Genomic DNA, 11,648 nt, shown 5'->3' with positions numbered 1-11,648 from the left:
TCTCAGTCTAAAGGCTGAGATGAAACTCCGTACCGCGCCCGTTTGGTAGAGCGCGGATCCGTTCTATGATGGACTTACAAACGAAGGGAGGCACGTTCACTCATGAAAAAGTTCCTACTTGCAGGACTCGGAATCCTCGCAGCTATCGTCGCTATCGCCAACATCGGCTCCATCGCAGCACTTGCCCTTTCGGCCGCAGCCGCATTTTTCGGCTGGCACTACTTCCGGAAAAGCGACTCGGCGCTCGGACGCATCCTTTGGGGGATCATCATGCTGTTCGGTGTCCTGACCGGCATTTCCAACATCCCGGCGTTCATCGGACTGCTGGCAGCGGCAGGCGCCTACTATGCATGGCGGTCCTGGAAAGTCGGCAAAAACCGCGACATCCTTGACGCAGAAACCGATCCGTTCGCCAAATTCGAAAAACAATGGAATGAATTCACAAAATAAGGAGGAAGTTATGATGAACACATTATGGTATAAATTCAAGTTCGCCGTACAGGAAGACTTGGAGAAATTCGCCCAGAAGAAATCATCGGAGAACGCTGCCGACCGTTTGAACGAAACGATCTGCGAAGCGGAGCAGCAGACGAAGGCGGTCGGGGTGCTCCTCGACAGGCAGCGCGTGCTGCGCGACGAAATCGTCAAGGAACAGCAGGAAGCGGAGCGGATGACGGACCGGCGCGCCGAACAGCTTCGGCTCGCGGAAGCTTCTGGCGATGAAGAGCTCATCCGCTATGCGGCCGACGAAACCGAAAACTACCGGCGCCGCCGCGATGAGCTGCGGGCGCTCGCAGAGGAGACGGTGGATTCGATGATCCAGCTGGAACGCCGTTTCGAGAACATGAAGCACCGTGTGCAGGACATGCGCGTACGCCGGCTGAAACTGATGGGCAACGAGAACGTGTCCCGTGCGAATCACCGGATGGACCAGATCTTCAACGCGGATCTGACGCCCGCCCAGGACGGCGTTTCCGACGACATGGAGAAAACACCCGGCGACGTCGCGTCCATGCGGCAGCGGCTGGAAAAACTGTCCGCCGAAGAAGCAAGCATCACGGAAATCGTGTAAACTGATAGGACAGCAGGCAGCTGACCGGGCCGGGGCGGTATGTACCGCCCACCCGGCAGCTCTTTTTGATGGAAACGAGCGGTTCGCCCCGGGAATCGAGCGGTTAGATCGGTGTAACAAGCGGTTCGGCATGAGAAACGAGCGGTTAATCCCATGAAACGAACGGGTTCATCGCCGGCAAGGACATTGAGAAAGGGGAGGATGCAGCTTGAAACGGACAAAAACGGAACGGATCACACTTTGGCTCATGGCATTCATACTGCTCATCTTCGTCGAAGCCGGGCTGTTCGGCAACGGCAATGTCATCTTCTTCTTTCTCGGGGCCCTTGCCCTTTATTTCGGTATTCACCAACGCTCCAAATGGGTCGTCATCAGTGGCGGGGTGTTCATCCTCATTGCACTGCTGTCCCTCTGGAGCCTGCGTCTGCTTATATTCGGTGTGCTGCTGTATGTCGTGATCCGGCTCTGGAAAGGCACACCTGCTGAGGAGATCATGCGTCCTTTGACGGGGTTGAAACGCGAAACACCGAACGGCATCTGGAAAAACCGGCTGTTCTCGGCGCAGTCCACGCCATTTACTTCCTATGAGTGGCAGGACGTCCACGTGCAGGGAATCCTCGGTGATTTCTACATCGATGTCACGGATACGGTGCTGCCGAAACGGACATCGTTCATCTCCATCCGGCAGGGGCTCGGACGTGTGAAGATCGAGCTGCCTTATGATCTGCCGGTCCGCGTCCATTGTTCCGCCCTGTTCGGCGAATGCCGGCTGTTCGACCTCGGACCGAAGCGGCTGCTGAACGAGTCCGTCCACATGAAAGACGGCTACGACCGGCCGATCGGCACCGAAGCGGAACTGATCATTTCGGTATCTGTCCGGTTCGGGGATGTCGAGGTGATCCGGAAATGAGCGGATTGTTCTGGCGTGGCGTACTGCTGTCGACGGCGTTCCTCCTCGTCTGCGCGGCGGGTGTCTACGGACTCATCGAATACGCACCGGTTCTTGAGTGGCACCAGCTTTATGAGGATGAATTCCTCGAAATCCCGCTAGGCGTCTGGCTCGCCGGCACGCCAGTCCTGCTCGGCTGGCTGTTTTCCAGCTGGATGTACAGCATCGCGCGCGGACGTGAAAAAGCGGTGGAACGCAGCTTGGCACAGCTCGCGGAGGAAGATCCGGAGCCATCGACGAAGGGGCTGTCCCGCAAACTGAACCGGTCGATCGCTGCGATTTCCGAAGTGCTGGACACCCAGAAGCGGAGCCTTCAGCGTATGACCGATCAGCGCGCGGAAGACCAGGACCAGATCATCCAGGAACGGCTCATCGAGGAACGGCAGCGGCTGGCGCGCGAATTGCACGATTCCGTCTCCCAGCAGCTGTTCGCCGCTTCGATGCTGCTGTCGTCCATGACGGAGCAGCCCGGGGATACCCCGCTGCAGAAACCGCTCCTGCAGGCGGAAAAGATGGTGCAGCAGGCGCAGCTCGAAATGCGGGCGCTCCTGCTTCACCTGCGGCCCGCTGTGCTGAACAGCAAATCGCTGAAGGAAGGGCTCGAGGAGCTGCTGCTCGAGCTCAAGGAAAAAGTGACGTTCACGATTCGCTACCGCCTGGAGGACGTTCCCCTGTCGAAAGGAGCCGAAGATCATTTATTCCGCATCGCACAGGAAACGCTGTCAAACACATTGCGGCACGCCCAGGCGACCGAAGTCGATGTGCTGTTCATCAGCCGGGAAGGTCTGGCCATCTTCCGTGTGCAGGATAACGGTGTCGGTTTCAACGATACAGCGGAGCGGGGCGGCTCGTATGGGCTGCAGAACGTCAAGGAACGCGCAGTCGAAATTGGCGGCGTCTGCAAGATCGTCTCGGTGCCTTCGCAAGGGACGATCGTCGAAGTGAAATTACCGATCCGACTGGAGGAGGATGGACATGATACGGATATTGCTCGCAGATGATCACGAAATGGTACGCATCGGCGTTTCCGCCTATCTCGGCATGCAGGCGGATATGGAAGTTGTCGGGGAGGCGGCGGACGGCGGCGAAGCAGTCGAGAAAGCCCTCGCCCTGCGGCCCGATGTCATTTTGATGGATATGGTCATGCCCGTCATGACGGGTGCGCAGGCGACAAAAGAAATCATCCGGCAATGGCCGGAAGCAAAAATCATAGTCGTCACCAGTTTCCTCGACGACGATAAAGTCTATCCGGCTCTCGAAGCCGGCGCGGCGAGCTACATATTGAAGACGTCGAATGCCGCGCGGATTGCGCAGGCAATCCGTGACACGGTCGGAGGACAGACCGTGCTCGAGCCCGAGGTGACGACGAAGATGATGGAAAAGATGCGCAGCGGCACGCCTGATCAGCCGCCGCACGAAAGCTTGACTGAACGCGAGCTGGAGACATTGCTGCTGCTTGCGAAAGGCCGGTCCAACCAGGAAATTGCGGATGAATTGTTCATCTCCCTGAAGACGGTGAAGACCCACGTCAGCAACGTCCTGTCGAAACTCGGCGTGCAGGACCGCACACAGGCGGTCATCTACGCGTTCCAGCACCAGCTGGCCAAATGAAAAGACGCACAGCGGAGTGATTCCCGCTGTGCGCCTTTTTTTCAATTAATCGAAATTCCGGTCGTCTTTCGGTTTCTGGTTGTTCCACTGGTCGTGGGCTTCCTTGTTGAACCGGCTGCGGCGGCTCTGTTCGCCGTATGGATACTCCTCGCCCGGTTCCGCTTCGTTATAGCCCGTGTCCGTCTCTTCTTCGGTGAACGGCACCGGATCAGTTCCGCCGAAGTTGTCCGGCAGATCGTGCGTCGGAACGTCCGAATACGCCGGCCCTTTCAGGCTCTGTTCCGGATCTTCCGGTATTTCATCGGACGGATTGACCGGCTGCTGTGCCTGATCGGATGCCCGTTTCATCTCCTGTTTCTTCTGATGCATATCGGAACGCGTTTCACGAACCCCCGATTTCGCTTCCGCTTTCGCAGCGCGTGCATCTTGTTTCATCTCTTCTTTCTTCTCTTCCCACTTTTCCTTCGAGACGTCAGCGTCCTGCAGACTAGACTCCATCTTCGACAAGTACCGTGACGCATGGTCGCGTCCGCCGAGACCGAAGGCGAGTCCGAAGGCGAGCGCTACGCCTCCTAAGATGAGGATGAACGCCGCGTTGATGATAGCCGGCGCGATACCGAGCTGACTGAGCGCCATGAAGAACGCGAACGCAAGGATTGCATACTTCGCGACGAAGCGCAGGATGTGCGGTGTGCCCGATTGCGTTTTCATGACACTGCCGATGAACTGTTCAGCAAGGTTGGCGAGCCAGAAGCCGACAGCCAGGATCAGTACAGCGGCAACGACCATCGGCAAGTAAGCGAAGATCGCGGTTGCGAGTGTCACCATGAATGCAAGCTGAACGATCTGCAGGGCTTCCACGACGAACAGCAGGATGACGACAATCTGGGCAATCGTCGCGATGATGGACGACACCTTGAAGCTTGAAGACGAATGGTCCCCTGATTTCACGCCGAGCTTGCCCGACAGCGAATCCACTCCGAGGTTCGACAGCAGCTGCCCCACAATCTTCTTGACGAATTTCGCGACATAGACACCGACGAACACGAGGGCAATCGCGATAAGGATACGCGGCAGCATGATCATGATGTCGTTCAGCATCGCGATCGCAGGCTGTGAAATGCCTTCCAGGTCAAGGACTTCCAGGCCGGAAATCGTCACTGGAATCAGGATCAGGACAAATACAATCGTCCCGATCACTTTGGAGACGCTCGTCCCCTGCACGGCAGAAGACAGGTGCAGGCGGTCTGCCATCTTGTCGACACCGACGGATTCAAGCAGTTTCGTAACGATCGTGCGCACCAATTTCGCGACGACATAACCGATCGCGAAGATCAGGGCAGCCCCGACCAATTTCGGGATGAATGCGATGAACCCTGTCAGCAGGTGTTCGAACGGTCCGCTGACACCGCTCAAGCCGAGCGCACTGAGCACTGCGGGGATGAACAGCAGCAGAATTCCATAGAATGCAATATTGGCGGCGGTGCTAACCCACTGGTCCTTGTTCACCGATTCCGGTGATCCGCCTGTCTTCGATACCGCTTTGTGCACATCCACTTTGCGGCCGGCCGACATGACCAGCTTTTTCACGACAGTGGCGAGCACATACGCGAGCAGGAGAATGAGTGCCGCTTTCAAGATGCCGAGAATGGCACCGCTGAAGCCGGCGAATACGCCCAAGAACGGCGCAGCGATCGGATTGAGGTTCATCATATTGAAGAAGATGAGGACCGTCAGCAGCAGAACGCCAAAGAATACCACCTTCCCGGCAATCCGGTCGGCGCTCCATTTTTTGTCCTGCATATTAAGCCGCTCATTGACACGGCCTTTCTTCATCGCCTTGACGACGATGTTTTCAAGCACTTTAGCGATGATGAAGCCGATGATCAGTACAATAATTCCGAGTATCAAGTCCGGCAGCCAGCTAAAGATGCTTGCGTAGTAGGGATCTCTGAACATTGATATCCTCCATTCTATTTAGTAGGTTGCTATCCTTATACCTGTTAAGGAAGACTGGTAAACCTTGGAGCGGGGTACGGGGCGGCGGGGTTATGAGCGCTTTTTTGGTTTTATGAGCGGTTCCCGCGATTTATGAGCGCTTTCCGGCTTTTATGAGCGCTTCCCGCGATTTATGAGCGCTTTCCGGCTTTTATGAGCGCTTCCCGTGATTTATGAGCGCTTTTCAGCTTTTATGAGCGGTTCCCGCGATTTATGAGCGCTTTCCGGCTTTTATGAGCGGTTCCCGCGATTTATGAGCGCTTTTCAGCTTTTATGAGCGGTTCCGCGATTTATGAGCGCTTTCCAGCTTTTATGAGCGGTTCCCGCGATTTATGAGCGATTCCCCAGATTTATGAGCGAACAGCGGATTTTCTTCATTAAAAAAACCAGCTCGCCCGCGGGCAGCTGGTTCACTTTTTCGGTTTGGTGGCATTCCACTGGGCGTGGGCCTGTTCGTTGTGGCTGATAGGAGAAATGACAGGCTGGCCGTCGGCGACGGTATCCTCTGCGCCTGCTGTGTCGTCCGGTTCGTGCACGACATGGGTGTAGTTGGAATCTGCCGGATCAGACAGCGGCAGCTCGTCGGTCGGGCCGGCCGGTCTGCCCTTTCTCGGCACTTTCGGTTCAAGATCTTTTTTCGTCGGATAGTTGTTGTCCTTGATGGTCATTCTGCTTCGCCCCCTCCGTAACCTGCCGTGCAGGCAGTTACCGATTGTGTTCTTAGAATTCCCGTGTCCGGACAACTTTAAACTCCGCACCCGCTTGCTTCAGAACCCGGACGGTACACGGACGGTCACTTTGAACAGGTCGCCGTCCACCTGGATCTCCATCGTGCCGCCGTGCATGTCGACGATCGACTGCGCAATGGCGAGGCCGAGGCCGGAGCCTTCGGTATGCCGGGAAGAGTCGCCTCGTTTGAACCGTTCGTACAGCTCATCGACGTTTTCATCGAGTTCATAGGCAGTGATGTTTTTGATGGTGAACTCCGCAAAACCGGCCGTCTCCCGCAGCGTCACATAGACGCGGGTGCCGGGCAGCGAGTACTTCAGCGCATTACCGATCAGGTTGTCGAGCATCCGCCACCAGCGCTGTCCGTCAATGACGGCGGGCACCGGCTCCTCCGGTATGGTCAGGCGGAAATCGAGCGGGATTTCGGCCATCCGTTCGGTATGTTCGCCGATCGCCTGGCGGACGAGCTGGGCCAGGTCGACGCGCTGCTTGGACAGTTCCATCGTACCGCTTGTCATTTTCGATACTTCGAACAGATCCTCGATCAGCGTCTTCAGCCGCTGGGATTTCCGGTCGAGCACGCCGACATATTCGTTCCGCTCTTCCGCAGAGAGATCGGGATTCTTCAACAGATCCGTATACGTGATGATGGACGTCAGCGGAGTCCGCAGATCGTGGCTCACATTCGTGATAAGCTCCGTCTTCAGCCGTTCGCTCTTCGCCTGGCTGCTGACGGACCGCTCCACGCCCTGCCGCAAGTTGTTCAAATTCGCAGCATGCGCAGCGAATGGGGAACGTCCTTTCACCGGAATATCGCGGTTCAGCCGCCCTGCCGCCATCTCATCGGTCGATTTCAGAATACGGCTCAAGTACCCCATCCGTCTCATGTAGAAGAAGAGTACGGGCAAGCCGATGAACAGCACACAAAACGTGTAAATGACGAACAGCTGTCCGTCGTACGACGCGCCGACCAGTCCGACTCCCGCCAGGAAAAATACGATGAGCAGCAGGAACGTCTGGATGGCAATCGAGCGGTTCAGGAAGACGTCTTCGATATTCCTGATGAATTTTATCGTAAAACTATTGTGCATATCGGCTGCGAACTGACCCGGCTGCCGGTAGCGGGTGATCGCGTTGCCGATCTGGAATGTCATGACGGCAATCATCGCTGCGTACACGACGAACGTCACGACGGCTTTCGTCAGATTGAACGAATAATCCCCGTATGGCATGACGTTCAGTCGGCCGGAAATGCCTTCCGCGAAACTGAGGACATTGACGAGCAGGAAAACGAAAATCGCTGCTTTCACATCCACCCGCCACGCATCATACCGCTCGGTGAACGGCAGGTCGATGAACCAGCTCCAGTTGAATTTCCACAATGTGAACAGGGCTATCAGCGCAGCGATCCCCGCCAGACCGGACACGATGAGCATCACTTTCAGCGACTGGTAATCCCGTGCTTCCCCGTATAGCACGCCGCCTTTCGCAAACGCGGAATGAGGCACGCCAATGAACCCTTTGTAGAGTGTCGACGCCGGGAAGATCGCATCCATGTCCTGCTCGGATAAGGCGACTCCCTCGGCATTGTATAATTCGCCCCGGTACGTGCCGTCATAGCCGTTTCCGTATCGATCAGCGTCCAGGCCGTAAATCTTCAAGTACCCTGTCTCATCGTTGAAATTCCGTTCATAGCCGAACGTACCTGATGTGTCGCCGAGTGTGACGGTATCGCCACCGGCCAGCGGCGTCAGCTTATAATTGACGGGGATGCTGCTCACACTGGTGTCGTCATTTTTCGCGTCACGCAAGGCCTGTGCGAGAAGGGATTTCTTTTTTGCCAGAATCTTGTTCTCCACGTACGAATCGTCTTCAAAGTTCTTGCGGATGTCTTCGATTTTTCCGTCTCGTTCATCGACCAGCGCCTGTTTGACAGCCGGCTGGCTTTCGGCTTCACGGATCCTGTCCTCATACTGCCCCTGGATATTTTCCACTTGTTCCGCCAAGCTGCCGTAATGGTTCCGATACGTGTCGATTTCGTCCGCTGAGACGGCCAGTTTCTTCTCCGCTTCCTCTATCGTGACGGGATTCAGCACGGTGTTACCAAGCTCGTTATAGACTTCTTCCATATGCTGCTGGAACTGCGAAGATTGTGTGTAGCTTTTGAAGAGCACGGACATTCCCTGGCCCGTGATCGTCACGAACCCGCTGAGCGCAATGGCGACGAGCATCGCCCAGACAAGCATCGGTGTATAGCGTTTCATCAGACGGTTCCTCCCTTGATCACTTGGATGAAGTACGCGAGTGTCCGGCTTGTACGTTCATAGCCGCTGCTGGCCAGTTCTGTAATGTGCGGAAAACAATACGCAAGACTGCCGAAGGCGATGAGGATGGAAACGACGGACCAGATCACCGCACTGTTACTTTTCGATTTTGTAACCAACGCCCCACACCACCTTTACATATCTCGGATTTTTCGGATCCGCTTCGATTTTCTCGCGTATTTTCCGGATATGGACAGCGACGATGTTTTCCGCATTGTACGCTTCCTCGTTCCACACCCGTTCGTAGATTTCGTTGATGGAGAACACCCGTCCTGGGTGCTTCATGAGCAGTTCGGTGATCTTGAATTCGATCGGGGTCAGCCGGATGGGCGTTCCGTCGAGCATCACCGTTTTCGCTTCTTCGTCCAGCACTAGACCGCCGACCGACAATGTCGACGTTCCGCCGCCGTAAGTACCGAGCTGCACATAACGGCGCAGCTGGGATTTCACACGGGCCATCAGCTCCATCGGCTGGAACGGCTTTGAAACGTAATCGTCCGCACCGACAGACAGGCCGTGGATTTTATCGGATTCCTCGACTTTTGCACTGAGCATGATGATCGGGACATTTTGGGCTTCCCGGATTTTGAACGTCGCCGTAATGCCGTCCATATTGGGCATCATGATGTCCAGGATCAGCAAGTGGACTTCTTCAGAAGCCAGCAGATCCAGCGCTTCCCGTCCGTCCGCCGCTTTCAGCACCCGGTATCCTTCGTTCTTCAAATAGATCTCGATTCCGTCACGGATTTCCTTGTCATCATCCGCCACCAATATGGTCATCGCCGCCATGTTGCGCACCTCTTCCTTGCTGATATCCTCATTGTAACAGGGACATCTTAACAATTGAGAAGGAAAAAAATGAAGAAATTCTTAAGATGAAGAGGGCATGGATTTTTAGCGGGGGTGCATACTTCTAAATGGAGGTGATGAACGTGGAGAACGAAGAAAAACGCAAGCACAAAGCGAAGCAGCTGGACCGGGAGGAATTCGGTTACGGCATGGACCTGAGTCCGGATGATTTCGATGTCATCGGGCAGAATGATGCAGCAAAGAAGCACAATCGGCAGGCGGGCAGCACGCAGGAGAAAGGCAAGCAGCAGGACCGATGAACGCAGACGAAAAAAACGGCCTGGAGGAAATCCTCCAGACCGTTTTTCTATGCGTGATTACTTGTTGTCACGCTGGTTGGCGCGTGCTTCTCCGCCTTTGCGTCCTGCTTCCGACTGACTCATCTTGTTCGTACCGGAAGTGTCCTGGTTCGCACGGGCTTCTCCGCCTTTTTGGCCGATCTCTTCATAGAATTCCTTGCCATGAGATTCAGAAGTGGCTTCTCCGCCCTTCTTACCGATCTCTTGGTAGAACTCCTTGTCATGATTCTTCGCTGTTGCTTCGCCGCCTTTTTTACCTGCTTCTTCCACTGTCATTTTACCGTTGTTTTTTTCTTCAGCCATTGTAAATTCCTCCTCCAATTTTAGTGAGTAATCTGATTTTATAAGGTAAGTTGTTTTTCTTCAGTAAAGGTAAGTGCACACCTTGCCGTAAGCAGCAGGGTCTTACTTATTGTTGCGCTGGTTGGCGCGTGCTTCGCCGCCTTTTTTACCTGCCTCAGACTGGCTCATCTTGTTCGTGCCGGAAGTATCCTGATTGGCACGGGCTTCGCCGCCTTTTTGGCCAATCTCTTCATAGAATTCCTTACCGTGGCTTTCGGAAGTAGCTTCTCCGCCCTTTTTACCGATTTCCTGATAGAATTCCTTATCATGGTTCTCAGCAGTAGCTTCGCCGCCTTTTTTACCGATTTCCTGGTAGAATTCCTTGTCATGATTCTTCGCTGTAGCTTCGCCGCCTTTTTTGCCTGCTTCCTCAAGAGTCATTTTGCCGTTGTTGTTGTTTTTGTTGTTATCGTTAGCCATGTGTAATTCCTCCTAGTTTTTATGTGATTTGTTCATATTTGTTATATTCCCGAACTAGATTCTTTCAAACCTTTTAAGTATGGGAAAGCAATTTTTTCATACTGTTTATGTTACTTATTATTATTGTTATTGTTGCTCTGCTCCGCTCTCGCTTCGCCGCCTTTTTGTCCGATCTCTTCATAGAATTCCTTACCGTGGCTTTTGGCAGTTGCTTCGCCGCCCTTTTTACCGATCTCCTGGTAGAATTCCTTGTCATGATTCTTCGCTGTTGCTTCGCCGCCTTTTTTGCCTGCTTCTTCGAGTGACATCTTACCGTTGTTGTTATCGTTAGCCATGTGTAATTCCTCCTAAAATTTAATAAGATTATGTTGCGTATCTGTTGTATTCCCACCCGACGCTATCTTAAACATTGCCAATCACGCTTCGCCTGCCAGTGTCCTGACAGCCATATGGAAGGAAACCGTCCGGGCCCTCTGTACGGATGGCCGATTCAGTGATAAACTGGAGAGCGCTCGACTTACGTGGTTCGAAATCCTCCCACGCAAAAAAACTAAGGAGCTGCTGTACTTATGAAAACAAGAACGCTGGCAGTCAGCGGTATTGTGGGCGCCCTCTATGTGGCGGTCACGATTGTCCTGGCACCTTTCAGTTTCGGCAACCTACAATTCCGTCTTGCTGAAGTCTTCAATCATCTGGTCGTATTCAATAAGAAATACTTCGCCGGCATCGTCGTCGGCGTGTTCGTCTCCAATCTGCTTCTATCGAATGTGGGTCCGCTCGATCTGGTCTTCGGCGTCGGCCATACGATCATTTCCCTGAGCCTCACCATCTTCCTCGCCCGCAAAGTGACCAGTCCGGTGAAGCGGATGATGGTCAGCACGGCGGTCTTCACATGCACGATGGGGATCATCGCGTGGCAGCTGCAGCTCGTTCTCGGCTTCCCGTTCTGGATTACGTGGGGCTACCTGGCCATCAGCGAATTCGTCGTGATGGCGATCGGAATTCCGCTCATGAGCGCCTTGAACAAACGTCTCCCTCTTTCAAAAATGATCTGA

The 11,648-nt window shown here is 54.5% G+C and carries 14 protein-coding genes, 1 pseudogene and 1 riboswitch; of the genes and pseudogenes, 7 read left to right on the top strand and 8 right to left on the bottom strand.

Annotation, left to right across the window (positions count from 1 at the left end; translation table 11 throughout):
• The first annotated feature begins 102 nt into the window (after positions 1-102).
• The 5 genes from NFU03_RS07605 (at position 103) to NFU03_RS07585 (ending at position 3,632) form a co-directional block, all read left to right on the top strand.
• Positions 103-450 (top strand): lmo0954 family membrane protein, encoded by a 348-nt coding sequence (locus NFU03_RS07605; protein WP_251637568.1) that lies wholly within the window; start codon positions 103-105, stop codon positions 448-450.
• A gap of 13 nt (positions 451-463) precedes the next feature.
• Positions 464-1,072, top strand: a complete 609-nt coding sequence (locus NFU03_RS07600; protein WP_251637567.1) for a PspA/IM30 family protein — start codon at positions 464-466, stop codon at positions 1,070-1,072.
• Between the two features lie 208 nt (positions 1,073-1,280).
• Positions 1,281-1,982: a cell wall-active antibiotics response protein LiaF gene (liaF, locus tag NFU03_RS07595; protein WP_251637565.1), complete on the top strand. Its 702-nt coding sequence runs from the start codon at positions 1,281-1,283 to the stop codon at positions 1,980-1,982.
• Positions 1,979-3,022: a sensor histidine kinase gene (locus NFU03_RS07590; protein WP_251637564.1), complete on the top strand. Its 1,044-nt coding sequence runs from the start codon at positions 1,979-1,981 to the stop codon at positions 3,020-3,022. The genes liaF and NFU03_RS07590 overlap by 4 nt, the downstream gene beginning before the upstream one ends.
• A complete protein-coding gene (locus tag NFU03_RS07585) occupies positions 2,997-3,632 on the top strand; it encodes a response regulator transcription factor (protein WP_251637562.1) in 636 nt (211 codons plus the stop codon). Before NFU03_RS07590 ends, NFU03_RS07585 begins: the two co-directional genes overlap by 26 nt.
• A gap of 45 nt (positions 3,633-3,677) precedes the next feature.
• Here NFU03_RS07585 and NFU03_RS07580 read toward each other — a convergent pair whose 3' ends face one another.
• The 5 genes from NFU03_RS07580 to NFU03_RS07560 form a co-directional block, all read right to left on the bottom strand.
• Positions 3,678-5,591, bottom strand: coding sequence for a mechanosensitive ion channel (locus NFU03_RS07580; RefSeq protein ID WP_251637560.1), 1,914 nt, complete (start codon positions 5,589-5,591; stop codon positions 3,678-3,680).
• 449 nt (positions 5,592-6,040) lie between these two features.
• Positions 6,041-6,298 carry a hypothetical protein gene (locus tag NFU03_RS07575; RefSeq protein WP_251637558.1) on the bottom strand — a complete coding sequence of 86 codons (258 nt, stop codon included), beginning with the start codon at positions 6,296-6,298 and terminating at the stop codon, positions 6,041-6,043.
• A gap of 99 nt (positions 6,299-6,397) precedes the next feature.
• Positions 6,398-8,623 (bottom strand): sensor histidine kinase, encoded by a 2,226-nt coding sequence (locus tag NFU03_RS07570; protein ID WP_251637557.1) that lies wholly within the window; start codon positions 8,621-8,623, stop codon positions 6,398-6,400.
• Positions 8,623-8,802: a hypothetical protein gene (locus tag NFU03_RS07565; protein WP_251637555.1), complete on the bottom strand. Its 180-nt coding sequence runs from the start codon at positions 8,800-8,802 to the stop codon at positions 8,623-8,625. Before NFU03_RS07565 ends, NFU03_RS07570 begins: the two co-directional genes overlap by 1 nt.
• The gene (locus NFU03_RS07560) at positions 8,780-9,472 is read right to left on the bottom strand and encodes a response regulator transcription factor (RefSeq protein ID WP_251637552.1); all 693 of its coding nucleotides are present in this window, start codon (positions 9,470-9,472) and stop codon (positions 8,780-8,782) included. Before NFU03_RS07560 ends, NFU03_RS07565 begins: the two co-directional genes overlap by 23 nt.
• A gap of 137 nt (positions 9,473-9,609) precedes the next feature.
• Between NFU03_RS07560 and NFU03_RS07555 the strand changes: the two genes are divergently transcribed.
• A complete protein-coding gene (locus NFU03_RS07555) occupies positions 9,610-9,792 on the top strand; it encodes a hypothetical protein (RefSeq protein WP_251637550.1) in 183 nt (60 codons plus the stop codon).
• 57 nt (positions 9,793-9,849) lie between these two features.
• Here the strand turns inward: NFU03_RS07555 and NFU03_RS07550 are convergent, their stop codons facing one another.
• The 3 genes and pseudogenes from NFU03_RS07550 to NFU03_RS07540 form a co-directional block, all read right to left on the bottom strand.
• Positions 9,850-10,134, bottom strand: a complete 285-nt coding sequence (locus tag NFU03_RS07550; RefSeq protein WP_251637548.1) for a KGG domain-containing protein — start codon at positions 10,132-10,134, stop codon at positions 9,850-9,852.
• A gap of 102 nt (positions 10,135-10,236) precedes the next feature.
• The gene (locus tag NFU03_RS07545) at positions 10,237-10,593 is read right to left on the bottom strand and encodes a KGG domain-containing protein (protein ID WP_251637545.1); all 357 of its coding nucleotides are present in this window, start codon (positions 10,591-10,593) and stop codon (positions 10,237-10,239) included.
• Between the two features lie 140 nt (positions 10,594-10,733).
• Positions 10,734-10,928 (bottom strand): annotated as a pseudogene (locus tag NFU03_RS07540) (KGG domain-containing protein); the annotation flags it as partial.
• A 180-nt stretch (positions 10,929-11,108) separates the two neighbouring features.
• A riboswitch (PreQ1 riboswitch) is annotated at positions 11,109-11,153 on the top strand.
• A 9-nt stretch (positions 11,154-11,162) separates the two neighbouring features.
• Here NFU03_RS07540 and NFU03_RS07535 point away from each other — a divergent pair.
• Positions 11,163-11,648, top strand: a complete 486-nt coding sequence (locus NFU03_RS07535; RefSeq protein WP_251637543.1) for a QueT transporter family protein — start codon at positions 11,163-11,165, stop codon at positions 11,646-11,648.

The sequence above is a fragment of the Sporosarcina sp. NCCP-2716 genome, from assembly GCF_023707985.1.
In the GTDB taxonomy this organism is placed as follows: domain Bacteria; phylum Bacillota; class Bacilli; order Bacillales_A; family Planococcaceae; genus Sporosarcina.
The sequence above is the reverse complement of the archived record's forward strand: the minus strand, read 5'-3'. Positions and strand labels throughout refer to the sequence as shown.

Coding starts and splice junctions, on each gene's coding strand:
- NFU03_RS07605 (WP_251637568.1), top strand. CDS start 103: ATGAAAAAGTTCCTACTTGCAGGACTCGGAATCCTCGCAGCTATCGTC.
- NFU03_RS07600 (WP_251637567.1), top strand. CDS start 464: ATGAACACATTATGGTATAAATTCAAGTTCGCCGTACAGGAAGACTTG.
- NFU03_RS07590 (WP_251637564.1), top strand. CDS start 1,979: ATGAGCGGATTGTTCTGGCGTGGCGTACTGCTGTCGACGGCGTTCCTC.
- NFU03_RS07585 (WP_251637562.1), top strand. CDS start 2,997: ATGATACGGATATTGCTCGCAGATGATCACGAAATGGTACGCATCGGC.
- NFU03_RS07580 (WP_251637560.1), bottom strand. CDS start 5,591: ATGTTCAGAGATCCCTACTACGCAAGCATCTTTAGCTGGCTGCCGGAC.
- NFU03_RS07575 (WP_251637558.1), bottom strand. CDS start 6,298: ATGACCATCAAGGACAACAACTATCCGACGAAAAAAGATCTTGAACCG.
- NFU03_RS07570 (WP_251637557.1), bottom strand. CDS start 8,623: ATGAAACGCTATACACCGATGCTTGTCTGGGCGATGCTCGTCGCCATT.
- NFU03_RS07560 (WP_251637552.1), bottom strand. CDS start 9,472: ATGGCGGCGATGACCATATTGGTGGCGGATGATGACAAGGAAATCCGT.
- NFU03_RS07555 (WP_251637550.1), top strand. CDS start 9,610: ATGAACGTGGAGAACGAAGAAAAACGCAAGCACAAAGCGAAGCAGCTG.
- NFU03_RS07550 (WP_251637548.1), bottom strand. CDS start 10,134: ATGGCTGAAGAAAAAAACAACGGTAAAATGACAGTGGAAGAAGCAGGT.
- NFU03_RS07545 (WP_251637545.1), bottom strand. CDS start 10,593: ATGGCTAACGATAACAACAAAAACAACAACAACGGCAAAATGACTCTT.
- NFU03_RS07535 (WP_251637543.1), top strand. CDS start 11,163: ATGAAAACAAGAACGCTGGCAGTCAGCGGTATTGTGGGCGCCCTCTAT.